26 protein-coding genes are annotated in these 25,630 nt (G+C 61.0%); 20 read left to right on the plus strand and 6 right to left on the minus strand.

The window, feature by feature from the left end; genetic code table 11:
- The first annotated feature begins 157 nt into the window (after positions 1 to 157).
- From C3F38_RS06525 to C3F38_RS06535, 3 genes are read left to right on the plus strand one after another with little or no spacing between them, the layout of a single operon-like run.
- Positions 158 to 772 carry a methylthioribulose 1-phosphate dehydratase gene (locus tag C3F38_RS06525; RefSeq protein ID WP_055316697.1) on the plus strand — a complete coding sequence of 205 codons (615 nt, stop codon included), beginning with the start codon at positions 158 to 160 and terminating at the stop codon, positions 770 to 772.
- On the plus strand, positions 769 to 1,458 hold the full coding sequence (gene mtnC / locus C3F38_RS06530; RefSeq protein ID WP_055316695.1) for an acireductone synthase: 690 nt from the start codon (positions 769 to 771) through the stop codon (positions 1,456 to 1,458). Before C3F38_RS06525 ends, mtnC begins: the two co-directional genes overlap by 4 nt.
- Positions 1,455 to 1,997: an acireductone dioxygenase gene (locus tag C3F38_RS06535; protein ID WP_055316693.1), complete on the plus strand. Its 543-nt coding sequence runs from the start codon at positions 1,455 to 1,457 to the stop codon at positions 1,995 to 1,997. Before mtnC ends, C3F38_RS06535 begins: the two co-directional genes overlap by 4 nt.
- A gap of 17 nt (positions 1,998 to 2,014) precedes the next feature.
- Here the strand turns inward: C3F38_RS06535 and mtnA are convergent, their stop codons facing one another.
- The gene (gene mtnA, locus C3F38_RS06540) at positions 2,015 to 3,043 is read right to left on the minus strand and encodes an S-methyl-5-thioribose-1-phosphate isomerase (protein ID WP_047728848.1); all 1,029 of its coding nucleotides are present in this window, start codon (positions 3,041 to 3,043) and stop codon (positions 2,015 to 2,017) included.
- Positions 3,044 to 3,189: 146 nt separating this feature from the next.
- Between mtnA and mtnK the strand changes: the two genes are divergently transcribed.
- Positions 3,190 to 4,389: an S-methyl-5-thioribose kinase gene (gene mtnK / locus C3F38_RS06545; protein ID WP_038871343.1), complete on the plus strand. Its 1,200-nt coding sequence runs from the start codon at positions 3,190 to 3,192 to the stop codon at positions 4,387 to 4,389.
- A 73-nt stretch (positions 4,390 to 4,462) separates the two neighbouring features.
- Here mtnK and C3F38_RS06550 read toward each other — a convergent pair whose 3' ends face one another.
- Positions 4,463 to 4,615 (minus strand): Hok/Gef family protein, encoded by a 153-nt coding sequence (locus C3F38_RS06550; protein WP_055316692.1) that lies wholly within the window; start codon positions 4,613 to 4,615, stop codon positions 4,463 to 4,465.
- Between the two features lie 289 nt (positions 4,616 to 4,904).
- On the minus strand, positions 4,905 to 7,361 hold the full coding sequence (fadE, locus tag C3F38_RS06555; protein WP_038871338.1) for an acyl-CoA dehydrogenase FadE: 2,457 nt from the start codon (positions 7,359 to 7,361) through the stop codon (positions 4,905 to 4,907).
- Between the two features lie 246 nt (positions 7,362 to 7,607).
- Here fadE and lpcA point away from each other — a divergent pair, with 246 nt between their 5' ends.
- A complete protein-coding gene (gene lpcA / locus C3F38_RS06560) occupies positions 7,608 to 8,189 on the plus strand; it encodes a D-sedoheptulose 7-phosphate isomerase (protein WP_004930220.1) in 582 nt (193 codons plus the stop codon).
- Positions 8,190 to 8,286: 97 nt separating this feature from the next.
- Complete coding sequence (locus tag C3F38_RS06565) at positions 8,287 to 9,090, plus strand: class II glutamine amidotransferase (RefSeq protein ID WP_004930222.1); 804 nt, start codon at positions 8,287 to 8,289, stop codon at positions 9,088 to 9,090.
- On the opposite strand, the gene dpaA is transcribed toward C3F38_RS06565, so the two are convergent.
- On the minus strand, positions 9,025 to 9,792 hold the full coding sequence (gene dpaA, locus C3F38_RS06570; protein WP_038871336.1) for a peptidoglycan meso-diaminopimelic acid protein amidase: 768 nt from the start codon (positions 9,790 to 9,792) through the stop codon (positions 9,025 to 9,027). The two genes, C3F38_RS06565 and dpaA, sit on opposite strands and share 66 nt — an antisense overlap.
- 553 nt (positions 9,793 to 10,345) lie before the next feature.
- Between dpaA and C3F38_RS06575 the strand changes: the two genes are divergently transcribed.
- The 9 genes from C3F38_RS06575 (at position 10,346) to C3F38_RS06620 (ending at position 18,049) form a co-directional block, all read left to right on the plus strand.
- Positions 10,346 to 11,695 carry a Na(+)-translocating NADH-quinone reductase subunit A gene (locus C3F38_RS06575; protein ID WP_055316689.1) on the plus strand — a complete coding sequence of 450 codons (1,350 nt, stop codon included), beginning with the start codon at positions 10,346 to 10,348 and terminating at the stop codon, positions 11,693 to 11,695.
- Positions 11,696 to 11,698: 3 nt separating this feature from the next.
- Entirely contained in the window at positions 11,699 to 12,940 is a 1,242-nt protein-coding gene (locus tag C3F38_RS06580) for an NADH:ubiquinone reductase (Na(+)-transporting) subunit B (RefSeq protein WP_033649926.1), read from the plus strand.
- The gene (locus tag C3F38_RS06585; protein WP_055316686.1) at positions 12,930 to 13,724 is read left to right on the plus strand and encodes a Na(+)-translocating NADH-quinone reductase subunit C; all 795 of its coding nucleotides are present in this window, start codon (positions 12,930 to 12,932) and stop codon (positions 13,722 to 13,724) included. Before C3F38_RS06580 ends, C3F38_RS06585 begins: the two co-directional genes overlap by 11 nt.
- Positions 13,717 to 14,346: an NADH:ubiquinone reductase (Na(+)-transporting) subunit D gene (locus C3F38_RS06590; RefSeq protein ID WP_004930232.1), complete on the plus strand. Its 630-nt coding sequence runs from the start codon at positions 13,717 to 13,719 to the stop codon at positions 14,344 to 14,346. The genes C3F38_RS06585 and C3F38_RS06590 overlap by 8 nt, the downstream gene beginning before the upstream one ends.
- Before the next feature lie 6 nt (positions 14,347 to 14,352).
- Complete coding sequence (nqrE, locus tag C3F38_RS06595; protein WP_015376732.1) at positions 14,353 to 14,949, plus strand: NADH:ubiquinone reductase (Na(+)-transporting) subunit E; 597 nt, start codon at positions 14,353 to 14,355, stop codon at positions 14,947 to 14,949.
- Between the two features lie 15 nt (positions 14,950 to 14,964).
- The gene (gene nqrF / locus C3F38_RS06600; protein WP_055316684.1) at positions 14,965 to 16,188 is read left to right on the plus strand and encodes an NADH:ubiquinone reductase (Na(+)-transporting) subunit F; all 1,224 of its coding nucleotides are present in this window, start codon (positions 14,965 to 14,967) and stop codon (positions 16,186 to 16,188) included.
- Positions 16,189 to 17,220, plus strand: coding sequence for an FAD:protein FMN transferase (locus C3F38_RS06605; RefSeq protein WP_038871326.1), 1,032 nt, complete (start codon positions 16,189 to 16,191; stop codon positions 17,218 to 17,220). It begins immediately after the preceding gene.
- Positions 17,221 to 17,227: 7 nt separating this feature from the next.
- Positions 17,228 to 17,455: a (Na+)-NQR maturation NqrM gene (gene nqrM, locus C3F38_RS06610; RefSeq protein WP_004930244.1), complete on the plus strand. Its 228-nt coding sequence runs from the start codon at positions 17,228 to 17,230 to the stop codon at positions 17,453 to 17,455.
- A 174-nt stretch (positions 17,456 to 17,629) separates the two neighbouring features.
- On the plus strand, positions 17,630 to 18,049 hold the full coding sequence (locus C3F38_RS06620) for a putative T6SS immunity periplasmic lipoprotein (RefSeq protein WP_038871320.1): 420 nt from the start codon (positions 17,630 to 17,632) through the stop codon (positions 18,047 to 18,049).
- Between the two features lie 66 nt (positions 18,050 to 18,115).
- Here the strand turns inward: C3F38_RS06620 and C3F38_RS06625 are convergent, their stop codons facing one another.
- Positions 18,116 to 19,009 (minus strand): glycerophosphodiester phosphodiesterase family protein, encoded by an 894-nt coding sequence (locus C3F38_RS06625; RefSeq protein ID WP_055316682.1) that lies wholly within the window; start codon positions 19,007 to 19,009, stop codon positions 18,116 to 18,118.
- A 183-nt stretch (positions 19,010 to 19,192) separates the two neighbouring features.
- Here C3F38_RS06625 and dinB point away from each other — a divergent pair, with 183 nt between their 5' ends.
- The gene (gene dinB / locus C3F38_RS06630; protein WP_055312048.1) at positions 19,193 to 20,254 is read left to right on the plus strand and encodes a DNA polymerase IV; all 1,062 of its coding nucleotides are present in this window, start codon (positions 19,193 to 19,195) and stop codon (positions 20,252 to 20,254) included.
- A 42-nt stretch (positions 20,255 to 20,296) separates the two neighbouring features.
- Here the strand turns inward: dinB and pepD are convergent, their stop codons facing one another.
- Positions 20,297 to 21,757, minus strand: a complete 1,461-nt coding sequence (gene pepD, locus C3F38_RS06635; RefSeq protein ID WP_033649935.1) for a beta-Ala-His dipeptidase — start codon at positions 21,755 to 21,757, stop codon at positions 20,297 to 20,299.
- A 338-nt stretch (positions 21,758 to 22,095) separates the two neighbouring features.
- Between pepD and gpt the strand changes: the two genes are divergently transcribed.
- From gpt to proB, 4 genes are all read left to right on the plus strand, one after another.
- Complete coding sequence (gene gpt / locus C3F38_RS06640) at positions 22,096 to 22,554, plus strand: xanthine phosphoribosyltransferase (protein WP_019454300.1); 459 nt, start codon at positions 22,096 to 22,098, stop codon at positions 22,552 to 22,554.
- Positions 22,555 to 22,695: 141 nt separating this feature from the next.
- On the plus strand, positions 22,696 to 23,943 hold the full coding sequence (frsA, locus tag C3F38_RS06645) for an esterase FrsA (RefSeq protein WP_103791765.1): 1,248 nt from the start codon (positions 22,696 to 22,698) through the stop codon (positions 23,941 to 23,943).
- A 60-nt stretch (positions 23,944 to 24,003) separates the two neighbouring features.
- Positions 24,004 to 24,405 carry a sigma factor-binding protein Crl gene (gene crl, locus C3F38_RS06650; RefSeq protein ID WP_033641981.1) on the plus strand — a complete coding sequence of 134 codons (402 nt, stop codon included), beginning with the start codon at positions 24,004 to 24,006 and terminating at the stop codon, positions 24,403 to 24,405.
- 116 nt (positions 24,406 to 24,521) lie between these two features.
- Entirely contained in the window at positions 24,522 to 25,625 is a 1,104-nt protein-coding gene (gene proB / locus C3F38_RS06655) for a glutamate 5-kinase (RefSeq protein WP_015376738.1), read from the plus strand.
- The last annotated feature ends 5 nt before the right edge of the window (positions 25,626 to 25,630 follow it).

Below are 25,630 nucleotides of genomic sequence, written 5' to 3' on the forward strand. Positions count from 1 at the left end.
GTGAATACTCCAGGCGCTTATATTGCCGTCAATATAACACGATGCTAGTATTTGGCAATCAAGACGCTTAGATGGCTAAATGCAAAGGTGCTTAGCCCGCCACGCGGCACGCCAAGCCTCATCTGCCGGCCGCCTTACCGAACGGGAAACGATAATAATGACGGAGAATCCGCAACTTACTGCATTGCTGGCGGCCTGCCACTGGATTGGCGACAAAGGCTGGTGCCCGGCGACCGGCGGCAACATGTCGCTGCGCCTGGACGAACGTCAGTGCCTGGTCACCGAGTCCGGCAAAGACAAGGGTAGCCTGAGCGCCACCGATTTTCTGCGGGTGGATATCGCCGACAATCATGTGCCGAGCGGCCGCACGCCATCGGCGGAGACTGGGCTGCATACGCTGCTCTACCGCCTGTCTGCGCACATCGGCGCGGTGCTGCATACCCATTCCGTCAACGCTACCGTCCTGTCGCGGGTGGAGCGCGGCGATGCGCTGGTGCTGCAGGGGTACGAAATGCAGAAGTCGCTGGCCGGCCAGCGCAGCCACCTGGACAGCGTGGCGATCCCCATTTTCGATAACGATCAGGATATCCCTCGGCTGGCGACGCGCGTGGCGGCCTATGCCGAGGGCACGCCGCTGCAATACGGCTTTCTGGTACGCGGCCACGGCCTGTATTGCTGGGGGAGCCAGGTGGCGGAAGCCCGCCGCCATCTCGAAGGGCTGGAATTCCTGTTCCAGTGTGAACTGCAACGCCGCTTACTGGAGGCGAAATGATCCGCGCTATCGTGACCGATATTGAAGGCACCACCAGCGATATTCGCTTTGTGCATCAGGTACTGTTTCCTTACGCCCGCGAACGGCTGGCGGATTTTGTGCGCCGCCATGCCGCTGAGAGCGAAGTCGCCGCGCCGCTGGCGGCGCTGCGCGCTGAAATTGACCAACCACAGGCAGATCTTGATGCGCTGATCGCCGCGCTGTACCGCTTTATGGATGAAGACCGTAAATCTACCGCGCTCAAGGCGTTGCAGGGCATCATCTGGCGCAGCGGTTACCGCGAAGGGGACTTCCGCGGGCATCTTTATCCGGAGGTCGCCGGGCAGTTGGCCGCCTGGCAGCGGCAGGGGGTGAAGCTTTATGTCTATTCCTCCGGTTCGGTGGAGGCGCAGAAGCTGCTGTTCGGCCACAGCGACGCGGGCGATCTGCAGCCGCTGTTCAGCGGCTATTTCGATACGCACGTCGGCGCCAAGCGTGAAACCGCGTCGTACCGCAACATCGCGCAGGCTATCGGCATCGCGCCCGACGAGCTGCTGTTTTTGTCCGACATCCGCCAGGAGCTGGATGCGGCGCAGGCCGCCGGCTGGCATACCTGCCAGCTGATCCGCGATGACGCGGACGAGCAGAGCCGGCATCCGCAGGTTAACCGTTTTGATCGTATCGATTTAGGGGAGTTCGTCTCATGAGTGGATTGACCATTTTCAGCGATAAAGCGCCGCAGCAGCCGCTGTGGCAGAGCCGCGATGCGCAGGAGATCAAGCGGCAGTTGGCGCAGATCGGCGTGCGCTTTGAGCGCTGGCAAGCGGATCGCGAGCTGGGCGATAACCCGCAGCCGGAGGCGGTGATCGCCGCCTACCAGCATGAGATAGACCGGCTGGTGGCGGAAAAGGGTTACCAGAGCTGGGATGTGATCAGCATGCGGCCGGACCATGAGCAGCGCCAGGCGCTGCGTGAAAAATTCCTGTCCGAACATACGCACGGCGAAGATGAAGTACGCTTTTTCGTCGAAGGCGCAGGGCTGTTTTGCCTGCATCTGGACGGCAAGATCTTCCAGATCCTATGCGAAAAGAACGATCTGATCTCGGTGCCGGCCAACACCCGGCACTGGTTCGATATGGGATCGGCCCCGCATTTCACCGCGATCCGGGTGTTCGACAACCCGGAAGGCTGGGTGGCGCATTTCACCGGCGACAAGATCGCCGATGACTATCCACGTCTGGACTGAGCGTCAACCCGCGGGCGTTACCCCAGCGCCCGCCGGAAAATCCCCGCTTCAACCTGCTGCGGCGTAATCACGCCGCTGTCGAATACCCAGCCGCTGATGAGCTTGGCCGGCGTAACGTCGAACGCCGGATTGTAGACCGGTGCCTCGTTCGGCGCCCACTGGCAGGCGCCGAAGCTGCCTGAAACGCCGGTGACTTCGGCCGCCGCGCGCTGCTCGATCGGAATGGCGGCGCCGTCCGGGCAGTGCGGATCGTGGGTGGTATGCGGGGCGGCCACGTAGAACGGGATGCCGTGGTAGTGCGCCAGCACCGCCAGGCTGTAGGTGCCGATTTTGTTGGCGACGTCACCGTTGGCGGCGATGCGATCCGCGCCGACCCACACCGCATCGACCTGGCCCTGTGCCATCAGGCTGGCGGCCATCGCATCGCAGATCAGGCGATAGGGAATGCCCAGCTCGCCCAGTTCCCAGGCGGTCAGGCGGCCGCCCTGCAGCAGCGGCCGGGTTTCATCGACCCACACCTGCTGCACCTTGCCCTGCCGGTGGGCGCGCAGCAGCACGCCGATGGCGGTGCCGACGCCGGCGGTGGCCAACCCGCCGGTATTGCAGTGGGTCAGCAGGCGGCTGCCGGGCTTGACCAGCCCAGCGCCGTGATCGGCAATGCGATCGCACAATCGGCGATCTTCTTCCACCAACCGCAGCGCTTCGTTCACCATCGCCGGCACCCAATCAGGCTCCGCTAGCGCCAGCTTCATGCGATCCAGATTATTCATCAGGTTGACCGCCGTCGGGCGCGCAGCGCGCAGCGTGTGCAGCGCCTGCTCCAGCCCGGCGCGCGGCAGACCGCGTTCCGCGAGCAGCGCCAACAGCAGGCTGGCAGACAGCCCGATCAGCGGCGCGCCGCGCACCCGCAGGCTGTGAATGTGCCCGACCAACTCTTCCACGCTGTCGCAGGCGCGCCACCGCTTTTCCTGCGGCAGGGCTTGCTGATCGAGGATCCAAAGGCGGTTGTCCTGCAGGGTCAAACTGGTGGTGTTAAGCGCTTGCATCGGCGGTTAATTCCTTGTTGCGTGGTTATTGCATCTGAAACGCTATTCTGCCAACATGACTTCCAGATGTATAGACGTCCAAATGCTTTTACGTCTAAATAAACAGAATCGCTGGGATCGGTGAGAGAGAACAGAGGGGTTGGGGAATGTCGCTTTATCGTACGTTTACGGCTGCCGACGCCGTTGAATACGCCCGCCAATACGGTCGGGTGTCTGAACCGCAGGCACTGGTCAGCGCCGACGAGATCGGTGACGGCAACCTGAACCTGGTGTTCAAGATCCGCGATCGCGAAGGGGTGAGCCGGGTGATCGTCAAACAGGCGCTGCCCTACGTGCGTTGCGTGGGCGAATCCTGGCCGTTGACGCTGGATCGGGCGCGCATCGAAGCGGAAACGCTGCTGGTCCACGGCGGCTTCTGCCCGCGGCATACGGTAAAAGTCTTGCATCACGATCCCGAATTGGCGGTGATGGTGCAGGAAGACCTTTCCGACCATCGCATCTGGCGCAGCGAGCTGGTGCAGGGCAACTATCACCCTCTGGCGGCCGGGCAACTGGCGGAATACCTGGCGCAGACGCTGTTCCACACCTCCGATTTTTATCAGTCGGCGCAGCAGAAGAAAGCGGAAGTCAGCCGTTTCACCAATCCCGAGCTGTGCCAGATCACCGAAGATCTGTTCTTTACCGATCCTTATATCGATCATGAGCGCAATCGCTTCGAGGCGGCGCTGTTGCCGCAGGTGCAGGCGCTGCGTGAGGATACGCCGCTGAAGCTGGCCGTCGCCGGCCTGAAACATCGCTTTCTCAGCAAGGCGGAGGCGCTGCTGCACGGCGATATTCACAGCGGTTCGATCTTCGTGGCGGAAGGGCGGTTGAAAGCGATCGACGCCGAATTCGGTTTCTACGGCCCGATCGGTTTCGATATCGGCACCGCATTGGGCAATCTGCTGCTCAACTATTGTGGGCTGCCGGGGCTGTTCGGGCCGCGCGACGCCGCCGCCGGGCGCGAGCAGCGCTTGCAGGATGTGCGCGAGCTGTGGCTGATCTTTGCCGATCGCTTCCTGGCGCTGTGCCATCAGCAAAGCCGGGATGCGGCGCTGGCAACGCCGGGTTACGCCGAGCAGTTCTTGCAACAGGTCTGGGCCGATGCGGTCGGGTACTGCGGTACCGAACTGATTCGGCGCACCATCGGCCTGGCGCACGTCGCCGATCTGGACAGCATCGCCGACGCCGATATGCGCCTCGACTGCCAGCGTCATGCGCTGGGACTGGGGCGCACGCTGATCGTCAATGCGCCGCAGATCGCGCATATCGACGCGCTGTTGGCGCGTATTCGCCAGCAAGGTTGAAAAGACGGGTGCTCGTGGATCCTGCCTGACACCATCGGCCAACGGGCGGGGCGAACCCCGCCGTTGGGTTGCCTTACCGTTCGGATTCGTAAGCCAAAGTGGCCGCAACCTCCGAGTCTCCCAGCCTGATGCGCAGTTCGCACAGCGAACCGCGGGTTAGCCAGATGAACGCGATCAGCGTCATACAGAGGATCACCAGCTTAAGCATGACCCGTTCTTGCTGCATTTTTGACCTCCCTATCCTTGCCTTGCGGCGGGTAAGAGGCTAACCTGATGTTGCTAGGCATCAGAGTGGCCTCGGGTTGATAATATCGACTCGGGGCCTTTCTCTTTCTCTCCTTTGCCAAGGCTCCGGACAGAAAGATCCAGAGCACCCGCCGCGCAGTCTACTCGAACTTCCTTCCCGTGAAATCCGCCGTTGCGCCAACCTGCGGCGCGGTGCGCAGTTTGTGATGGAATAAAAGAAAAAGGGGCGATGATGATCGCCCCTTGGATGCGTGGAGTGGGAATTAGCGTTAAGCCGCTTCGGTCTGCTGTTGGCGCTTAGACTGCGCCGCCGGCTTTTCCGGTTTGGCGGCCGCCAGCGCATCCGGCGCAAAGTCGTCCACGTTGATGGAACGCAGACGGCTCTCTTCGGCTTTCACCAGAATTTTCGCTTCGTCGGCGCTGATCTTGCCTTCTTCCAGCGCGCGTTCCGCCAAACGATCCAGACGGGTGAACGGCAGGTTTTTGCCGACCGCCTTGCACAGACGTTCGTGAATCGGCTCGGCGGCCATCACGTCGGCCAGCGCCGCTTCCAGCAGGCCGATTGGGTTATGTTCGCTCGGCGTCAGGTACTGGCCGCGCCCCAGACGGCTGCGGGTGGCGGAAGGCACCTGCAGGATCTTGGCCAACTGGTGATCCAGACGATCGGACGGTGCGGTATGCACACGGCCGAGCGGGAAGACCACGAAGCGCATCGCGCCGGCGATAAAGCGGTTCGGGAAGTTGCGCAGCAGGTCATCCAGCGCCTGTTCGGCTTTATGCAGGCTGTCTTGCACGCCCCAATGCACCAGCGGCAGATCTTCTTTCTGACGGCCTTCGTCGTCAAAGCGTTTCAGCACGGCGGAAGCCAAATACATCTGGCTGAGGATGTCCCCCAGGCGAGCGGAGATGCGCTCGCGGCGCTTCAGGCTACCGCCCAGCACGCCCATGGAAACGTCCGACAGCAACGCCAGGTTAGCGCTCAGGCGGTTCAATTGCTGATAGTAACGACGGGTCGCGTCCTTGGTCGGCGTGGCGCTGGTGCGGCCGTTGGTCAGGCCCAGCCAGAAGCTGCGTACCTTGTTGCTGCCGACGTGGCCCAGATGGCCGAACAGCGATTTATCGAAGGCGTTCAGATCGTTGCTCTGCGCCGCCGCCATTTCATCCAGCACATAAGGATGGCAGCGGATCGCGCCTTGACCGAAGATCATCATGGTGCGGGTCAGGATGTTCGCGCCTTCCACCGTGATGGCGATCGGTGCGCCCTGATAGGCGCGAGCCAGGAAGTTGGATTCGCCGAGCATGATGCCTTTACCGCCGGCGATGTCCATGGCGTCAACGATCGACTGCTGGCCGCGGTGCGTACAGTGGTATTTGACGATGGCCGACAGCACGGCCGGCTTCTCGCCCTGCACCAGCGCATAGGTGATCAGCGAAGCGGCGGCGTCCATCACATAGGTGTTGCCGGCGATGCGCGCCAACGGCTCTTCGATCCCTTCCATCTTGCCGATGGAGATCTTGAATTGACGGCGAATGTGCGCGTAGGCACCGGTCGCCAGGGCGATGGATTTCAGGCTGCCGGTAGAGTTGGACGGCAGGGTGATGCCGCGACCGACCGACAGACACTCAACCAGCATGCGCCAGCCCTGGCCGGCCATTTTCGGGCCGCCGATGATGTAATCGATCGGGACGAATACGTCGGTGCCGCGGGTCGGGCCGTTTTGGAACGGCACGTTCAGCGGGAAGTGGCGGTTGCCGATTTCCACGCCCGGCGTGCTGGTCGGGATCAGCGCACAGGTGATGCCCGGGGATTCGTTGTCGCTCAGCAGGCGGTTCGGGTCATGCAGTTTGAACGCCAGGCCCAGTACGGTGGCGACCGGCGCCAGCGTGATGTAGCGCTTGTTCCAGGTCAGGCGCATGCCCAGCACCTGCTTGCCCTGCCAGTCGCCCATGCACACGGTGCCGACGTCCGGAATGGCACCGGCATCGGAGCCCGCTTCCGGGCTGGTCAGTGCGAAGCAAGGGATCTCGTCGCCGCGCGCCAGGCCCGGCAGGTAGTGGTTTTTCTGTTCTTCGGTGCCGTAGTGCTGCAGCAGTTCGCCCGGGCCGAGGGAGTTCGGCACGCCGACGGTGATCGCCAGGATGCCGGAAACGCCGGCCAGTTTTTGCAGCACCATCGCCTGAGCATAAGGAGAGAATTCCAGACCGCCGTACTCTTTCTTGATGATCATCGCGAAGAAACGGTGTTCTTTCAGGTATGCCCAGAGTTCAGGCGGCAGATCGGCCAGTTCGTGGGTGATCTGGAAGTCGTTGGCCATGCGGCAGGCTTCTTCCACCGGGCCGTCGATAAACGCCTGCTCTTCTTCCGTCAGGCGCGGTTTCGGGTAGCTGTGCAGCTTGTTCCAGTCCGGCGCGCCGCGGAACAGATCGCCTTCCCACCAGGTGGTGCCGGCGTCGATCGCCTCCTTCTCGGTGGTGGACATCGGCGGCATCACCTTGCGGAAGGCGCGCAACGCCGGTGCGGAGAGCAGGGAACGGCGCAGGGAGGAAAGGTTCAGCGGCAGCAGCACGATCGCCAGCGGCAGCAACAGCCAGAAGCTCCACAGGCCAATCGCGCCCATGGCGGCGGTGTACGCCACCAGGATCAGGCTGCTGAGGGTAAGGTTCACTCGGTGGTAGAACACCACGCCGAGGAGAGCCAGTAAAACGACAATACTAAGAACCATCATAAGAAGCTCCGAAGTAGTAAGAGGTCTGACCTGTTGTGTGTATGTAATAGGTTTTAGTACAAGGCAGAATTTTTATCAATGCGTTTACAGTTTAATTACAACTCAGGTCACAAACTGACAGCACCAATCATCAAAAACCTCTCCGCTTCCTTAACCGGCGCGCTGTTTGGCTGAGAATGCTTCTCGCTGTTTCCGCGATCCGGTACACTGCGGAGCGGAAGATTTGACGATAACAAGAGGTTCCTCATGTACCACGACCTTATTCGCAGTGAACTGAACGAAGCGGCTGATACCCTGGCGAAATTTATCAATGACGACGCCAACATCGACGCCATCCAACGTGCGGCGGTGCTGCTGGCGGATTCCTTCAAAGCCGGCGGTAAAGTGATTTCCTGCGGCAACGGCGGTTCCCATTGCGACGCGATGCACTTCGCCGAAGAGCTGACCGGCCGCTACCGTGAAAACCGCCCGGGCTACCCGGCGATTGCCATCTCGGACGTGAGCCACCTGTCCTGCGTCAGCAACGACTTCGGCTATGAGTACGTCTTCTCTCGCTATGTGGAAGCGGTAGGCCGCGAAGGCGATGTGCTGCTGGGCATTTCCACCTCCGGCAACTCCGGCAACATCATCAAGGCCATCGACGCGGCGCGCGCCAAGGGGATGAAAGTGATCACCCTGACCGGCAAGGACGGCGGCAAGATGGCGGGTTCCGCCGATGTGGAAATTCGCGTGCCGCACTTCGGCTACGCCGACCGCATTCAGGAAATCCACATCAAAGCGATTCACATCTTGATTCAGCTGATCGAAAAAGAGATGGTTAAGGCTTGATAGCCTGCGGGGAGCTGTGGCTCCCCATGAATAAGACTGCGGGCGCCGCATGGCTCGCCCGCACAGCCTGTGTCAGTGTGGTTAAGGAGTGCTGGCGATGTGTGAACTGCTCGGGATGAGCGCAAACGTACCGACCGATATCTGCTTCAGCTTTACCGGCCTGGTACAGCGCGGCGGCCGCACCGGGCCGCATAAGGATGGCTGGGGCATTACCTTCTATGAAGGGAACGGCTGCCGCACATTCAAGGATCCGCAGCCGAGCTTCAACTCGCCGATCGCCCGCCTGGTGCAGGACTACCCGATCAAGTCCTGTGCGGTGGTGTCCCATATTCGCCAGGCCAACCGCGGCGAAGTGGCGCTGGAAAACACCCACCCGTTCACCCGCGAACTGTGGGGCCGCAACTGGACCTACGCGCACAACGGCCAATTGAAAGGCTACCGTCAGCTGGATACCGGCACGTTTCGCCCGGTCGGCCAGACCGACAGCGAATACGCGTTCTGCTGGCTGCTGCATCAGCTGGCGCTGAAATACCCGCGTACCCCGAGCCAGTGGCCGGCGGTTTTCCGCTACATCGGCCTGTTGGCGAGCCAGCTGCGCAAGAAAGGGGTATTCAACATGCTGTTGTCGGACGGGCGCTTCGTGATGGCCTATTGCTCCACCAACCTGTATTGGATCACGCGCCGTGCGCCGTTCGGCAAGGCGACGCTGCTCGATCAGGATGTGGAAATCGATTTTCAGCAGCAGACCACACCGAACGATGTGGTCACGGTGATCGCCACCCAACCGCTGACCGCTAACGAAACCTGGCACAAGATTGAGCCAGGCGAGTTCGCGTTATTTCACTTCGGTGAGCGGCTTGTTCTGAGCGAAGGGGTTGGTGTTGGGCGTCGGGCTGGCTGACGCGTACTGCGTCATCTGGCCGCTGCTCATCAACGGTTGACCCAGCACATACTGGCCGTTGTCCACGGTCATCATCGGTGGCTGGTGGTTCTTCGCGAAGTAATCGTAGCCCGGCTTCAGCTGGCGCCAGAAGGCGATATAGCTGGATGACGCATGGCGCTTGAGGTTTTGCTCGGTCATGCGGAACGGGTAGATGCTGATGTCGACGCGGCTTTGGCCATAGGCGAAGGCGGCTTCGACATAGCGATAGATCTCATCCATATAGGTGTTGGTCATCGCGTAACAGCCGATCGATTTACATTCGCCGTGGATCATCAGATAAGCGCCGGAATAGCCCTGCGATTTATCGTAATCATTAGGGAAACCGATATTGATCGCCCGATAATACTTGCTGTCGGGTTTCAGATGGTGCGCGTCAACGCTATAAAAGCCTTCCGGACTTTTAAAATCGCCTTCACGACGTTTAGGACCCAGCCCGCCGGAGAAATTACAGATCGGGAACGTGTTGACCAGGCGGAATTCATTGCCCATTTTGGCATACAATTCCAGCTTGCGTTCCTCTTTGAAGATCTGAATATAGACCGGCGAACCCAATAATTGCTGTTTAACTACCGGTGCTTCGGGTACCTGCTCGCTGGCGCTGCAGGCCGTGATCATCGGCATAGAAACAAGCATCGCAAACAACAGCGCGATTTTGCTCATTATTATTCCTGCTTATATTTATCTGCCGGCGCAATGACCTTGGTCGGCATGCCACTGATTATTGTTTTTACTGCCGCAAAACACCGCCAGATTACCAGCGCGTTTATTTTTAGCAATACGTGATATGTATAAAAAAACGACAAAGCTCGATAAAAGTGAAATGACCGGCAGATTTTAACGATAAGTAGTGAAAAACAGGCGAAATTTAATTGCGTTTGCTTGACCCAAGTCACGACGGAACGCAGAACAATGTTGCGAACAATGTTAATATTCCCTCTTCAATTTAACGCGCTGTGGCGATTGAAGCGGCAGGGGGTATGGCATATAACCCGGCCGTTTTGATGGTTATTTGGCTACAGGCCGTTAACACATCGACTGTCGAGCAAACAACGGAAAGGGGGAATCAAGGGAATGCGCGTTACCCCGATTTTTCACTGCGAGAAAGTTCATGTTGGGCGTGACGCCATGCGCACTGCCCGGCAATCCTGGCATCGTCAGCACCCGCCTCTGGGGCCGGGCAGACGTGTAAACCAAACTACATCGTATAAATCCTATGATTAAGATCAGAAAAGGGTTAGATCTGCCGATAGCCGGGGCTCCGGTTCAGGCGATCCAAGACGGCCCGAACATTCAGCATGTCGCCCTGCTTGGGGAAGAGTATGTCGGAATGCGTCCCTCCATGCTGGTGCAGGAAGGCGATACCGTTAAGAAAGGCCAGGCGTTGTTCGAAGATAAGAAAAACCCCGGGGTTTTCTTCACGGCTCCCGCCAGCGGCCGCATCGCCGCGATTAACCGCGGCGAACGGCGCGTATTGCAATCGGTGGTGATTGCGCTGGAAAACGGCGGTGACGATCAGCTCGAGTTTGCGCATTACCCGCTGGGGGAGTTGGCCCAGCTGCCGCGCGAACAGGTCGAGAGTGAACTGATCGCCAGCGGCCTGTGGACCGCGCTGCGCACCCGTCCGTTCAGCAAAACGCCGAGCCCCGGCAGCGAAGCGCGCGCCATTTTCGTCACCGCGATGGATACCCAGCCGTTGGCCGCCGATCCGCAGGTGATCATCGCCGAACAGCAGGCGGCGTTCAACGCCGGGCTGCTGGTGTTGGCGCGCCTGACGACGGGCAAGGTACACGTATGCCACGCCGCCGGTGCCTCCGTTGGCCAGCAGAGCAGCCCGCAGATCGCCTACAGCGAATTTGCCGGCCCGCACCCCGCCGGGCTGGTGGGCACTCACATTCACTTCCTGGAACCGGTCAGCCTGAAGAAAACCGTTTGGCACATCGGCTACCAGGACGTCATCGCCATCGGCACGCTGTTCACCACCGGTAAGCTCGATACCCGTCGGGTCGTGGCGCTGGCCGGGCCGCAGGTGGCGCAGCCGGCGCTGCTGCGCACTCGCCTGGGGGCCAGCCTCGAGGAGCTGACCGCCGGCCGCCTGAAAGACGGCGAGAACCGGGTGATCTCCGGTTCGGTGCTGAACGGCATGCACGCCGCCGGCCCGAATGCCTGGCTCGGCCGTTTCCACTCGCAGGTGTCGGTGCTGGAAGAAGGGCGCGACAAAGAGCTGTTCGGTTGGATCGTGCCTTCGCCGAACAAGTTCTCCATTACCCGCACCACGCTGGGGCACTTCCTGAAGAACAAACTGTTCGCCTTCTCGACCAGCACCCACGGCGGCGAGCGCGCCATGGTGCCGATCGGCAACTACGAGCGGGTGATGCCGCTGGACATTTTGCCGACGCTGCTGCTGCGCGATCTGCTGGCGGGCGACAGCGACAGCGCGCAGGCGCTGGGCTGTCTGGAGCTGGACGAGGAAGATCTGGCGCTGTGCACCTTCGTTTGCCCCGGCAAGTATGAGTACGCGCCGGTGCTGCGCGAGGTGCTGACCAAGATTGAGCAGGAAGGATAACCGATGGGCCTGAAGAATTATTTTGAGAAGATAGAGCACCACTTCACGCCGGGCGGCAAACTGGAAAAGTGGTACCCGCTGTATGAAGCGACCACCACGGTGTTTTATACCCCCGGCACGGTGACGCGCGGCGCTTCGCACGTGCGCGACGCCATCGATTTGAAACGTATGATGATCCTGGTGTGGCTGGCGGTATTCCCGGCGATGTTCTGGGGCATGTACAACGTCGGCCAGCAGGCAATCCCGGCGCTGCACCATCTGTACAGCGGCGACGAGCTGCAACAGGTGTTGGCGGGCGACTGGCATTATCGCCTGGCGCAGTGGCTCGGCGCCTCGCTGGCGGCCGACGCCGGCTGGGTCAGCAAGATGGTGCTGGGCGCCTGTTACTTCCTGCCGATCTACGCCGTGGTGTTTGTCGTCGGCGGCTTCTGGGAAGTGCTGTTCGCCATTATCCGCAAGCATGAGGTCAACGAAGGCTTCTTCGTCACCTCTATCCTGTTCGCGCTGATCGTGCCGCCGACCCTGCCGCTGTGGCAGGCCGCGCTGGGCATCACCTTCGGCGTGGTGGTGGCCAAAGAGATCTTCGGCGGCACCGGGCGCAACTTCCTCAACCCGGCGTTGGCCGGCCGTGCCTTCCTGTTCTTCGCCTATCCGGCGCAGATCTCCGGCGATCTGGTGTGGACCTCTGCGGACGGTTTCTCCGGCGCGACGCCGCTGGCGCAGTGGAGCGCAGGCGGGGCGCACAGCCTGAGCAACGTGGCCACCGGCCAGTCCATCAGCTGGATGGACGCCTTCCTCGGCAACATTCCCGGCTCCATCGGTGAAGTCTCCACGCTGATGATCCTGATCGGCGGGGCGATTATCCTGTTCGGCCGCGTGGCCTCCTGGCGCATCGTCGCCGGCGTAATGCTCGGCATGGTGGCTTCCGCCCTGTTGTTCAACGCCATCGGTTCCGATACCAACCCGATGTTCGCCATGCCGTGGTACTGGCATCTGGTGCTGGGCGGTTTCGCCTTCGGCATGATCTTTATGGCGACCGACCCGGTTTCCGCTTCCTTCACCAACAAGGGGAAATGGTGGTACGGCATTCTAATCGGCGTGATGTGCGTGCTTATCCGGGTGGTCAACCCCGCCTATCCGGAAGGCATGATGCTGGCGATCCTGTTCGCCAACCTGTTCGCACCGCTGTTCGATTATCTGGTGGTGCAGGCCAACATCAAGCGGAGAAAAGCCCGTGGCGAATGAAGCGAAAAACGACGGCATCGGTAAAACGCTGCTGGTAGTGCTGCTGCTGTGTCTGGTGTGTTCAGTGGTGGTGGCGGGCTCCGCCGTCGGCCTGAAGTCCAAACAGCAGGAGCAAAAGCTGCTCGATAAGCAGCGCAATATTCTCGACGTAGCCGGCCTGTTGCAGCCGAAAATGGAGAGCGAGCAGGTCAAGCGCCTGTACAGCGAGCGCATCGAACCGCGCCTGGTGGATCTGAACAGCGGCGAGTTTGTCGCCGGCAAGGCGGCGGCGTTCGATCTGGGCGCCGCGCTGCGCGACGATGCCAAAAGCGTGGCGCTGGCGGCGGGCGACGATCCGGCCGGCATCAAGCGCCGCAGCAATCAGGCGGAAATCTACCTGGTGCGCGATGAAAGCGGCCAGGTGAGCAAGATTGTGCTGCCGGTATACGGCACCGGCCTGTGGTCGATGATGTACGCCTTCGTGGCGCTGGATAACGACGGCAACACGGTCAAGGGCATCACCTACTACGACCAGGGGGAAACCCCGGGGCTGGGCGGCGAGGTCGAGAACCCGTCCTGGCGCCAGCAGTGGGTCGGCAAGCAGCTGTTCGATGACAACGGCCAGCCGGCGATCCGCGTGGTGAAAGGCGGCGCGCGTCAGGGGGATGTGCACGGGGTGGACGGCCTGTCCGGTGCCACGCTGACCTCCAACGGCGTGCAGCATACGTTTGATTTCTGGTTGGGCGAGCACGGCTTCGGCCCGTTCCTGAAAAAAGTTCGTGAAGGAGCGCTGAAAAATGGCTGATTCCAAAGAGATAAAGCGGGTTCTGCTGGGGCCGCTGTTTGACAATAACCCGATCGCCCTGCAGGTGCTGGGCGTCTGTTCTGCGTTGGCAGTGACCACCAAGCTGGAGACGGCGGTGGTGATGACCATTGCGGTGACGCTGGTGACGGCGTTCTCCAGCTTCTTCATCTCGCTGATCCGTCACCATATTCCCAATAGTGTGCGCATCATCGTGCAGATGGCGATCATCGCCTCGCTGGTGATCGTGGTCGATCAGCTGTTGCGCGCCTACGCGTTCGAGATCTCCAAGCAGCTGTCGGTGTTCGTCGGCCTTATCATCACCAACTGTATCGTGATGGGGCGCGCCGAGGCTTACGCCATGAAGTCGCCGCCGATCGAGAGCTTTATGGACGGTATCGGCAACGGGCTGGGCTACGGGGTGATCCTGGTGCTGGTCGGTTTCCTGCGCGAGCTGATTGGCTCCGGCAAGCTGTTCGGCGTCCCGGTGCTGGAAACGGTGCAGAACGGCGGCTGGTATCAGCCGAACGGCCTGTTCCTGCTGGCGCCGAGCGCGTTCTTCATCATCGGCCTGCTGATCTGGGTGCTGCGCACCCTGAAGCCGGCGCAGATCGAAAAGGAGTAAAGGCCGATGGAACACTATATCAGCCTGTTTGTGCGCGCGGTGTTCGTCGAGAACATGGCGCTGGCGTTCTTCCTCGGGATGTGTACCTTTCTGGCGGTCTCGAAGAAGGTGTCGACCGCCTTTGGCCTGGGCATCGCGGTGACCATCGTGCTCGGCATTTCGGTGCCGGTGAACAACCTGGTCTACAACCTGATCCTGCGCGACGGCGCGCTGGTGGAAGGCGTCGATCTGAGCTTCCTCAACTTCATCACCTTCATCGGCGTGATCGCGGCGCTGGTGCAGATTTTGGAGATGATCCTCGATCGCTTCTTCCCGTCGCTGTATAACGCGCTCGGCATCTTCCTGCCGCTCATCACCGTGAACTGCGCCATCTTCGGCGGCGTGTCCTTCATGGTGCAGCGCGACTACAACTTCGCCGAATCGGTGGTGTACGGCATCGGCTCCGGCACCGGCTGGATGCTGGCGATCGTCGCCATGGCGGGGATCCGCGAAAAACTCAAGTATGCCAACGTGCCGGCGGGACTGCGCGGCCTGGGCATTACCTTTATCACCACCGGACTGATGGCGCTGGGCTTCATGTCCTTCTCCGGTGTTCAGTTGTAAAGGCGGGAAGAATTTATGGAAATTATTTTAGGCGTAGCAATGTTCACCACCATCGTGATGGTGCTGGTATTGCTGATCCTGTTCGCCAAATCGAAGCTGGTGAACACCGGCGACATCGCGGTGGAGATCAACGGCGATTTGGATAAGAGCTTCCATGCGCCGGCGGGCGACAAGCTGCTTAACGTGCTCTCCAGCCAGGGGATTTTCGTCTCCTCGGCCTGCGGTGGCGGCGGTTCCTGCGGCCAGTGCCGGGTGGTGATCAAAGAGGGCGGTGGCGATATCCTGCCGACCGAGCTCTCGCACATCAACAAGCGCGAAGCGAAAGAGGGTTGCCGCCTGGCGTGCCAGGTGAACGTGAAGCAGAACCTGAAGATCGAGTTGCCGGAAGAGATCTTCGGCGTGAAGAAATGGGAGTGCGAGGTTATCTCCAACGATAACAAAGCCACCTTTATCAAAGAGCTGAAGCTGAAGATCCCCGATGGCGAAGACGTGCCGTTCCGCGCGGGCGGTTTCATCCAGATCGAAGCCCCGGCGCACGACATCAGCTACGCCGACTTCGACGTGCCGCAGGAGTATCGCGGCGACTGGGACAAGTTCAACCTGTTCCGCTACCGCTCGACGGTGAACGACACCACGGTGCGCGCCTACTCGATGGCCAACTATCCGGAAGAGAAGGGCATCATCATGCTCAACGTGCGTATCGCCACGCCGCCGCCGAACAACCCGGACGTGCCGCCGGGCATCATGTCTTCCTATATCTGGTCGCTGAAAGCCGGTGACAAGGTGACCATCTCCGGGCCGTTCGGCGAGTTCTTCGCCAAGGACACCGACGCCGAAATGATCTTCATCGGCGGCGGCGCGGGCATGGCGCCGATGCGCTCGCACATCTTCGATCAGCTCAAGCGCCTGAACTCGAAGCGCAAGATCACCTTCTGGTACGGCGCGCGTTCGCTGCGCGAGATGTTCTATGAAGACGACTTCAACCAGCTGCAGGCGGAGAATGACAACTTCACCTGGCACGTGGCGCTGTCGGATCCGCAGCCGGAAGATAACTGGACCGGCTACAGCGGCTTTATCCATAATGTTCTGCTGGAGAACTACCTGAAGAATCACCCGGCGCCGGAGGACTGCGAGTTTTACATGTGCGGGCCGCCGATGATGAACGCTGCGGTGATCAAGATGCTGAAAGATCTGGGTGTCGAAGACGAAAACATCATGCTGGATGACTTTGGTGGCTAAATGCGCGCATTGGCGATGAAGAACTGGCTGACGGGCGTGGCGCTGAGCGCCACCCTGCTGCTGACCGGCTGCGGGCCGGAACAGGTGGACCTGACGGGTAAAACCATGGGCACCTCGTATTCGATCCGTTATGTGACCGGCGACGATACGCCGTCGGCGCGCGAGATGCAGGCGGAGATCGATAAACGGCTGGAGCAGGTGAACGACCAGATGTCCACCTATCGACCGGACTCCGAGCTGAGCCGCTTCAACGCCAGCCGCGACATCGACCGGCCGTTCCCGGTTTCGCCGGCGACCGCCGAGGTGGTGCGCGAAGCGCTGCGCATCAACCGCGTGACCGATGGCGCGCTGGACGTGACCGTCGGGCCGCTGGTCAACCTGTGGGGCTTCGGCCCGGAAGGGCGGCCGGATAAAGTGCCGAGCGAGGCGGAGCTGGCGCACCGTCGCGCCTGGACCGGTGCCGATAAACTGGCTGTGCAGGGCAGCGCGCTGGTGAAAAGCATCCCCGAGCTGTATGTCGACCTGTCGTCGATCGCCAAAGGATACGGCGTGGACGTGGTGGCGGAGTACCTGCAATCGCAACACGTGCAAAACTACATGGTGGATATCGGCGGTGAAGTCCGCACTCGCGGGCGCAACGGCGAGCAAAAGCCGTGGCGCATCGCCATCGAGCGCCCGACCGCCGGTGCGCAGCAGCAGGCGCAGTTGGTGATCCAGCCGGGGGAGATGTCGATCGCCACCTCGGGTGACTATCGCAACTACTTCGAGCAGGACGGGGTGCGCTATTCGCACACCATCGATCCGATCACCGGCCGGCCGATCAACCACCGCCTGGTGTCGATCACCGTGCTGAGCCCGACCTGTATGACCGCCGACGGCCTGTCCACCGGCCTGAACGTGATGGGGCCGGAGCGCGGCCTGGCACTGGCCAACCTGCTCGGTATCCCGGTGTTCATGATCGTGAAAACCGCCGACGGGTTTGAGGAGCGTTATTCGGACGCGTTCAAACCCTACCTGAAAAAGAGTTCGTGAGGTTGCTATGCTGACGGTATTCGCCGCCACCTTCGTGTTGTTCCTGCTGATCGTCGGCGGGATGTCGCTGGGCTACGTGTTCAAACGCAAAAGCCTGCAGGGCAGCTGCGGCGGCATCACCGCATTGGGGATGGAGAAAGTCTGCGACTGCCCGGAACCTTGCGATGCGCGCAAAAAGCGCGAAGCCAAAGCGGCACAGCGGCGCGAGCAGCTGGACAAGCACCGCATTCTGTAGCTATAGCGAAAACCCGGCTTTGGCCGGGTTTTTTATTTGGGCCTTGCCGAAAGGCGTATGAAAGTCTGGCTGGTGCGATTAACAATGGCGTGAATTTTCAGGGTGTAACGGATAAAACGATCGCCAGAAAATACGAATATGCGCTTTCTCAGTTTTTTAAGCAGAGGTAACAGGATGAACCGCATTATTTTGGCTGGAACGCTGACTTTGCTGCTCGCCGGCTGTATGCACATGAACGATCCGAGGCCAAAGAACTACGCGGCCAGCGTCACTGTGGTTGATAACCACGTTTGCGTGCGGGTTCAACCGGAAGGGGACGAGCGGTTGGCCGGCGTCATTATCGAAGAAATCGGCAACGCCAACGCTATCTTCGGCAAGAACTTCGCGGATAACGAGATGCCTGCGGTCACTGCGGCTACGTGCATTTCTGACGATAACTATAAATTCGAGGGCGGGAGGTCTTACGGGGTTTCGGTAACGCTGTTGTCGCCGGATAAACGAAGTAAAGGTATTGAGCCTGCCGCCCGGTTATTTGGGGCAGGGTTTAGCGTACGCAATGAAAATGGCACCATCCAGGTGGTTCCTGCTCACTAACGGATGTTTAAAGCCGGGGGGCATAAGGTGGGTTTGTCGAACCGCCTTATGCCCGTGGCCGATGATTTATTTCGCCTTGTGGAAGCTTTTCGCCTCGGCCGGTGAGTTGACCATCACGCCGTCGGCGCCCAGCGCCAGCGCCTGCTGATACTCCTGCGGCGAGTTGACGCCGAACAGGATGATATGCGCCGGGCCCTGCGAGCGGAAGCAGTCCATCGACTCTTTATCCCAGGTCAGAAACGCCTTCGAACGCCCTTCGCCGAGGGTATATTTCTCCACCACTTCCACCTCGCGCTTCAGCTCCAGCCCGTACCAGCGCGGCTGCCGGTTATCCGGTTTGACGTCACACTGGTGCGCCATGGTGATATTGGCCAGCAGCGTGCGGGTCTCGTCGCGGCTTTCGAAGCGCGGGATGGCCGTCGGCAGCGCCTGCAGGTATTTGGCGTCGGTGGAGTAGACGCGGATGCGGTTCAGGCTGTCGGTGCTTTCCAGCGTCGCCAGCAGCGCCTGGCCAAACTGCGCCGGATCGGCGTCTGGGGATTTGATGTCCAGATAGAAGGTGACGTGCGGAAACGCTTTAAGCACGTCGTCCAGCCGCGGAATGTCGATGCCCTGGCCGCGGAACGGGTGCGTATCCCCTCTGGCGAAGGCCCAGCCGGCGTCGGTCTCGGCCAGCTGCGCGGTGGTATAGGCGGAGACCGGGCCCTGCCGGTTGGTCAACGCTTTCAGATCCGAAGGGCGATACAGCACGATGACGCCGTCTTTGGATTCTTGCAGGGTGATCCAGATGGCGTCAGCGCCGTTTTTCAGCGCGGTTTCGATGGCGATGCGGGTGTTCTCCGGTGCATCGGCGGTGCCGCCGCGGTGGGCGACGATCGCCGGCGCGTGACCGACAGCGCTGGCCGCCAGCGCGCTCAGCGACAGCGCGGAAGCCAGCAGCAAATAAGAAAATCTGACCATGTAGGGTACCTTGTCGTTATCGTTGTGGTGAGCCGCACGGGATGGCGGAAATCATACTATTGAAAAATTAAGCTTTTTTAACAACGCGGAAGTATCTGGCGGAAACGGTGCTTTCGTCGAATCCTGCGGCCTTGAGCTTTCGGTATCTGACTGTATACTTATACAGTGTTACTGGAGGGTGCGATGCGTAAAATCATTCATGTCGATATGGACTGCTTCTTCGCGGCGGTGGAAATGCGCGACGATCCCAGCCTGCGCGATATCCCGCTGGCGATTGGCGGCAGCGCCGATCGGCGCGGGGTGATCAGCACCGCCAACTACCCGGCGCGGCGCTACGGCGTGCACAGCGCCATGTCCACGGCGATGGCGCTCAAGCTGTGCCCGCATCTCACCCTGTTGCCGGGGCGCATGGCGGCCTACAAAGAGGCCTCGCTGCACATCCGCGAAATCTTCGCCCGCTACACCCCGCTGATCGAGCCGCTGTCGCTCGATGAAGCCTATCTCGACGTGACCGACAGCCCGCAATGCAATGGCTCGGCGACGCTGATCGCCCAGGAGATCCGCCAGGCGATCGCCGACGAACTGAACCTCACCGCCTCGGCCGGTATCGCGCCAATCAAGTTTCTCGCCAAAATCGCCTCCGAGATGAACAAGCCGAACGGGCAATATGTGATCACGCCGGCGCAGGTACCGGCGTTTTTGCAGCAGCTGCCGCTCAGCAAGATCCCCGGCGTCGGCAAGGTGACCGCCAAGCGGCTGGAAGAGGTGGGGCTTATCACCTGCGCCGACGTGCAGCAATACGATTTGGCGCAGCTCCTCAAGCGCTTCGGCAAGTTCGGCCGGGTGCTGTGGGAGCGGTGCCAGGGCATCGATCGGCGCGAAATCTCGTCGGAGCGGCTGCGCAAATCGGTGGGGGTGGAGCGCACGCTGGCGGAAGACATTCACGACTGGGAAGACTGCGAAACGCTGATTATCGACAAACTCTATCCCGAGCTGGAGATGCGGCTGCGCAAGGTGAAGCCGGATCTGCACATCGCCCGGCAGGGCGTGAAGCTGAAGTTTCAGGATTTTCAGCAAACCACTCAGGAGCACGTGTTCCCGGTGCTGAACCGGCAGGATTTGCTGGAGGTGGCGCGGCAGGCGTGGCGCGAGCGGCGCGAAGGGCGCGGCGTGCGGCTGGTGGGGCTGCATGTGACGCTGCTCGATCCGCAGCTGGAGCGGCAGCTGGCGCTGCCTTGGGAATAAAAAAGCCGGCAAGTCGCCGGCTTTTTGCGTTAAGCGCGCAGCTTACGCGCGCTCAGGGATTGCTTTCAGCAGCGAGGTCAGCAGCTTCCAGTACAGACCGACGCTTTCGATATGCACCTGCTCATCCGGCGAGTGCGGGCCGGTGATGGTTGGCCCGATCGATACCATGTCCATGTTTGGATACGGCTTTTTGAACAGACCGCATTCCAGACCGGCGTGGATCACCATGATGTTCGGCGTCTTGTCGAACAGCTCCTGATACAGCTCGCGCACCAGGTGCATCACCGGCGAGTCGGCGTCCGGCTGCCAGCCCGGGTAGCCGCCCTTCGGCGCCACCTTGGCGCCGGCCAGCTGGCCCAGCGCGGTCAGCATCTCGACCACGTAGTCTTTGCCGCTGTCGATCAGGGAGCGGATCAGGCAGATGATTTCCGCTTCGTTTTCGCTGGTGGTGACCACGCCGACGTTCAGCGAGGTTTCCACCACGCCTTTTACCGCGTCGCTCATGCGGATCACGCCGTTCGGCGTGCCGTTCAGCAGCGCCAGGAAACGTTGCTGGCTGTCGGCGCTCAGCGCCTGCGAAGCGCTGGTGGTCGGCTCCAGCAGCACGGTGATGTTCTTCTCTTTGGCGGAGAGTTCGTTCTGCAGCACCGCCAGGAACTCCTGGCTCAGGGCTTTCAGCGCGTCGGCCTTGTCCGCCGGCACCGCAACCACCGCGGAGGCTTCACGCGGGATGGCGTTGCGCAGGGTGCCGCCGTTCAGATCCAGCACGCGCAGGTTCAGCGCCGCCGCATGGGCGAACAGGAAGCGCGCCAGCAGCTTGTTGGCGTTGCCCAGCCCAACGTGGATCTCGGCGCCGGAGTGGCCGCCTTTCAAGCCCTTGAGCGTCAGCTTCAGGGTTTGGTAACCGGCCGGCACCGCTTCGCGCTGCAGCGGCAGGGTGGTGATGAAGTCGATACCGCCGGCGCAACCCATGTAGATTTCACCTTCCTCTTCGGAATCGGTATTGATCAGGATGTCCGCCTGCAGCCAGTTCGGCTGCAGCCCGAAGGCGCCGTCCATGCCGGCCTCTTCGGTCATGGTCAGCAGCACTTCCAGCGGGCCGTGCTCAACGCTGTCGTCGGCCAGCACCGCCAGGGCGGAGGCCATGCCGATGCCGTTGTCGGCGCCCAGCGTGGTGCCGCGCGCTTTCACCCACTCGCCGGCGATATAAGGCTGGATCGGATCCTTGGCGAAGTCGTGCACGGTGTCGTTATTCTTTTGCGGCACCATGTCCAGGTGCGCCTGCAGCGCGACCGGCTTGCGGTTTTCCATGCCTTTGGTGGCCGGCTTGCGCAGCAGGATATTGCCGACCCGATCGCGCTCGGCGTGCAGGTTCTTTTCTTTGGCCCAGGTGAGGATGTGCTGCGCCAGCGCTTCTTCATGATAAGAAGGGTGTGGGATAGAACAGATCTTGGCGAAAATATCCCACAGCGGCTGTGGCGAAAGCTGAGACAATTCAGACACTATAAGTCTCCTGTGACGGCAGGCTCCGACAGGACGGGCGTGCCGCGCGGTTAAGGTGAGTGGGCATCTGTGCGTCGTGGCACGATCGTCAGAGAATATCACTTTATTTCCGGCGGTGCGCGCCCCGTATTGTGCGGTTTAAGCGCTTGATCACACAGCTTCGCTGCGGGAACGTTCGTTTTTTCAGCATCAATCACCGGAAAGCCGCGCGGCGGAAATCGCGAGGTTTTCCTCGGTACAGCTGGAATTCAACGCGGCCAGTCTCTATAATCTCGCGCAACCTTTTTTCCCCTGAACTATAAAGTAAGCCGCTTCACCACCGGCTGGGACACGATTCTATGAGCGAAAAATACGTTGTTACCTGGGATATGCTGCAAATACACGCACGCAAGCTGGCGCACCGCCTGCTGCCTGCCGACAAATGGACAGGCATCATTGCCGTAAGCCGCGGCGGTCTGGTACCGGCGGGCCTGCTGGCGCGCGAACTCGGCATCCGCTATGTGGATACCGTCTGCATTTCCAGCTATGACCATGACAACCAACGCGAAATGAAAGTGCTCAAGCGCGCCGAAGGCGACGGTGAAGGCTTCATCGTCGTGGACGATCTGGTGGATACCGGCGGCACCGCGAAAGCGATCCGCGACATGTACCCGAAAGCGCATTTCGTCACCATCTTCGCCAAACCGGCGGGCCGCCCGCTGGTGGACGACTATGTGGTCGACATCCCGCAGGACACCTGGATCGAACAGCCGTGGGATATGGGCGTCAGCTTCGTTCCCCCTATCGGCGGCCGCTAAGCCCAGCCAGTTCCAGCCAAACGCCCGGTTATGCCGGGCGTTTGCGTTATCTTGGTTTATCCCGCCAGAGTTAGGTACACTACCTCCAGTTAAGTAGGCCTTTTGCGGCCTATCGCCAGATTTACGGAGGCTGTTGTTACCATGGCACAGGCCAACCTTTCTGAAATTCTTTTCAAGCCTAAATTCAAACACCCTGAAACCTCGACGCTGGTGCTGCGCGCGCGCAACAAAGTGAGCGCCGCCATGCATTCCGCGCTGGAAGGCGACACCACCGGCAGCTGGTACCGCATACTGAATCCGCTGCTGTGGGCCTGGCGCGGCGTCAGCCCGATCGAAATCCACGAAGTGCTGGCGCGCATCGCCGCCTCGGACGCCGAGCGCAGCAATCCGCAGCGGCTGGATACCGTGGTGGGCTACCGCAACGGCAACTGGATCTACGAATGGATCCATCAGGGCATGCAGTGGCAGCAGCGGGCGACGGAGCAGCAGGATCCGCTGCTCGGCGGCGAATACTGGCTGAAGGCCGCGAGCCTGTACAGCATCGCCGGTTACCCGCACCTGAAGGGCGACGAGCTGGCCGAACAGGCGGAGATGCTCGCCAATCGCGCTTACGAAGAGGCGGCGCTGCTGCTGCCGTATCAGCTGAAAGAGCTGGAGTTTCGCATCGAAGGCGGCGGCAGCGTCACCGGTTTCCTGCACATGCCGGAGAAGGGCGAAGCGCCATTCCCGACGGTGCTGATGTGCGGCAGCCTCGACACGCTGCAGACCGACTACCACCGCCTGTTCCGCGACTACCTGGCGCCGCAAGGCATCGCCATGCTGACGCTCGACATGCCGTCGATCGGTTCCTCCTGCAAATGGAAGCTGACGCAGGACTCCAGCTACCTGCACCAACAGGTGCTGATCCAGCTGGCCTCGGTGCTGTGGGTGGACCATCAGCGGGTGAGCGCCTTTGGCTTCCGCTTCGGCGCCAACGTGGCGGTGCGATTGGCCTACCTGGAGCCGCAGCGGCTGCGCGGCGTGGCCTGCCTGGGGCCGGTAGTGCATCGCCTGCTGTGTGACAGCAGCACCCAGCTGAACGTACCGGACATGTATATGGACGTGCTGGCCAGCCGCATGGGCATGGCTAACGCCTCGGACAACGTGCTGAAGGTGGAGCTGAACAGCTACTCGCTGAAAATGCAGGGGCTGCTGGGGCGCCGCTGCCCGACGCCGATGATCTCCGGCTACTGGGAGCGCGATACGCTCAGCCCGAAAGAGGAGTCGCAGCTGATCGTCACCTCTTCGGTGAGCGGCAAGCTGGTCGCCATCCCGCGCACCCCGGTTTACGACAGCTTCCACCGGGCGCTGCTGCAGATGTCCGGCTGGCTGAAGGACAAAATGCGTTAATTAGTTGCTAAATTTTAACAGTTTGTTAAAAAGAGTGGTCTACATTGAGGAGGTTAGAGAATGACGTTACCGAGTGGTCACCCTAAAAGCCGACTAATGAAACGTTTTGCCAGCTTGGGGCCGTACCTGCGTGAAGGGCAATGTGAAAACGACCGTTTTTTCTTTGATTGTTTGGCCGTCTGCGTCAATGTAAAGCCCGCTCCGGAGAAGCGCGAGTTCTGGGGCTGGTGGATGGAGCTGCAGGCGGAAGAGGCGCGTTTCACCTATTCTTACCAATTCGGCCTGTTCGACAAAGAAGGCGACTGGACGGCGCAAAACATTAAGGATGATGAAGTGAGCGCCAAGCTGGAAGACACCCTGCGTGACTTCCATCGCCGCCTGGGCGAGCTGCTGGCGACCATGGAACTGGGGCTGGAACCCGCCGACGATTTCAAAGAAAAACTGATCAAACTCTCCGCCTGACCCCGTTTGACCACGTATTGTGCTGATTTCGCGTTGTGCCTGTTGGCATAACGCGTCTCTCCTGTTACAAAGACCTTTGCACTCTTTTTCTCATCATTACACACGGCAGAAATACTATGAACGGCAGCCAGACATTGGTTGTGAAATTGGGCACCAGCGTGTTGACCGGCGGATCGCTGCGTCTGAACCGCGCCCATATTGTCGAATTGGTGCGCCAGTGCGCGCAGCAACACGCTGCGGGCCACCGCATCGTCATCGTCACCTCCGGCGCCATCGCCGCCGGGCGCGAACACCTGGGCTACCCCGAGCTGCCCGCCACTATCGCTTCCAAGCAGCTGCTGGCGGCGGTGGGGCAGAGCCGGCTGATCCAGCTGTGGGAACAGCTGTTCTCCATTTACGGCATCCACGTCGGGCAGATGCTGCTGACGCGCGCCGATCTGGAAGACCGCGAGCGCTTCCTCAACGCGCGCGACACCATGACGGCGCTGCTGGACAACCGCATCGTGCCGGTAATCAATGAGAACGACGCCGTCGCCACCGCCGAAATCAAGGTGGGCGACAACGATAACCTGTCGGCGCTGGCGGCCATTCTGGCCGGGGCCGATAAACTGCTGCTGCTGACCGATCAGCAGGGCCTCTATACCGCCGATCCGCGCAACAACCCGCAGGCCGAACTGATCCGTGAAGTGCACGGCATCGACGACGCGCTGCGCGCCATCGCCGGCGACAGCGTCTCCGGCCTGGGCACCGGCGGCATGGGCACCAAGCTGCAGGCGGCCGACGTGGCCTGCCGCGCCGGCATCGACGTGGTGATCGCCGCCGGCAGCAAGCCGGGCGTGGTGGCGGACGTGATCGAAGGCAAACCGGTGGGCACCCGTTTCCACGCGCTGGAAACCCCGCTGGAAAACCGCAAACGCTGGATCTTCGGCGCGCCGCCGGCCGGTGAGATCACCGTCGACGATGGCGCGGTGGAAGCGATGATGGCGCGCGGCAGCTCGCTGTTGCCGAAGGGCATTCGCGAAGTGAAGGGCGACTTCTCGCGCGGCGAAGTGATCCGCATCCGTAACCTGGCGGGGCGCGATCTGGCGCACGGCGTCAGCCGCTACAACAGCGATGCGATGCGCATGATCGCCGGGCACCACTCGCAGGAAATCAGCGAAATCCTCGGTTATGAATACGGTCCGGTGGCAGTGCACCGCGACGATATGATTGTCAGTTAAGGAGT

The organism is Serratia sp. SSNIH1 (assembly GCF_002935055.1).
GTDB lineage: Bacteria > Pseudomonadota > Gammaproteobacteria > Enterobacterales > Enterobacteriaceae > Serratia > Serratia nevei.

Excerpts from the sequence above, each read along its gene's own strand:
- dinB (WP_055312048.1), top strand. The coding sequence starts at position 19,193 with ATGCGTAAAATCATTCATGTCGATATGGACTGCTTCTTCGCGGCGGTG.
- mtnC (WP_055316695.1), top strand. The coding sequence starts at position 769 with ATGATCCGCGCTATCGTGACCGATATTGAAGGCACCACCAGCGATATT.
- C3F38_RS06575 (WP_055316689.1), top strand. The coding sequence starts at position 10,346 with ATGATTAAGATCAGAAAAGGGTTAGATCTGCCGATAGCCGGGGCTCCG.
- gpt (WP_019454300.1), top strand. The coding sequence starts at position 22,096 with ATGAGCGAAAAATACGTTGTTACCTGGGATATGCTGCAAATACACGCA.
- C3F38_RS06550 (WP_055316692.1), bottom strand. The coding sequence starts at position 4,615 with ATGCAGCAAGAACGGGTCATGCTTAAGCTGGTGATCCTCTGTATGACG.
- crl (WP_033641981.1), top strand. The coding sequence starts at position 24,004 with ATGACGTTACCGAGTGGTCACCCTAAAAGCCGACTAATGAAACGTTTT.
- nqrF (WP_055316684.1), top strand. The coding sequence starts at position 14,965 with ATGGAAATTATTTTAGGCGTAGCAATGTTCACCACCATCGTGATGGTG.
- dpaA (WP_038871336.1), bottom strand. The coding sequence starts at position 9,792 with ATGAGCAAAATCGCGCTGTTGTTTGCGATGCTTGTTTCTATGCCGATG.
- C3F38_RS06580 (WP_033649926.1), top strand. The coding sequence starts at position 11,699 with ATGGGCCTGAAGAATTATTTTGAGAAGATAGAGCACCACTTCACGCCG.
- C3F38_RS06535 (WP_055316693.1), top strand. The coding sequence starts at position 1,455 with ATGAGTGGATTGACCATTTTCAGCGATAAAGCGCCGCAGCAGCCGCTG.
- proB (WP_015376738.1), top strand. The coding sequence starts at position 24,522 with ATGAACGGCAGCCAGACATTGGTTGTGAAATTGGGCACCAGCGTGTTG.
- mtnA (WP_047728848.1), bottom strand. The coding sequence starts at position 3,043 with ATGCAAGCGCTTAACACCACCAGTTTGACCCTGCAGGACAACCGCCTT.
- mtnK (WP_038871343.1), top strand. The coding sequence starts at position 3,190 with ATGTCGCTTTATCGTACGTTTACGGCTGCCGACGCCGTTGAATACGCC.
- C3F38_RS06525 (WP_055316697.1), top strand. The coding sequence starts at position 158 with ATGACGGAGAATCCGCAACTTACTGCATTGCTGGCGGCCTGCCACTGG.
- C3F38_RS06605 (WP_038871326.1), top strand. The coding sequence starts at position 16,189 with ATGCGCGCATTGGCGATGAAGAACTGGCTGACGGGCGTGGCGCTGAGC.
- C3F38_RS06620 (WP_038871320.1), top strand. The coding sequence starts at position 17,630 with ATGAACCGCATTATTTTGGCTGGAACGCTGACTTTGCTGCTCGCCGGC.
- frsA (WP_103791765.1), top strand. The coding sequence starts at position 22,696 with ATGGCACAGGCCAACCTTTCTGAAATTCTTTTCAAGCCTAAATTCAAA.
- lpcA (WP_004930220.1), top strand. The coding sequence starts at position 7,608 with ATGTACCACGACCTTATTCGCAGTGAACTGAACGAAGCGGCTGATACC.
- nqrM (WP_004930244.1), top strand. The coding sequence starts at position 17,228 with ATGCTGACGGTATTCGCCGCCACCTTCGTGTTGTTCCTGCTGATCGTC.
- C3F38_RS06565 (WP_004930222.1), top strand. The coding sequence starts at position 8,287 with ATGTGTGAACTGCTCGGGATGAGCGCAAACGTACCGACCGATATCTGC.
- nqrE (WP_015376732.1), top strand. The coding sequence starts at position 14,353 with ATGGAACACTATATCAGCCTGTTTGTGCGCGCGGTGTTCGTCGAGAAC.
- C3F38_RS06625 (WP_055316682.1), bottom strand. The coding sequence starts at position 19,009 with ATGGTCAGATTTTCTTATTTGCTGCTGGCTTCCGCGCTGTCGCTGAGC.
- fadE (WP_038871338.1), bottom strand. The coding sequence starts at position 7,361 with ATGATGGTTCTTAGTATTGTCGTTTTACTGGCTCTCCTCGGCGTGGTG.
- C3F38_RS06590 (WP_004930232.1), top strand. The coding sequence starts at position 13,717 with ATGGCTGATTCCAAAGAGATAAAGCGGGTTCTGCTGGGGCCGCTGTTT.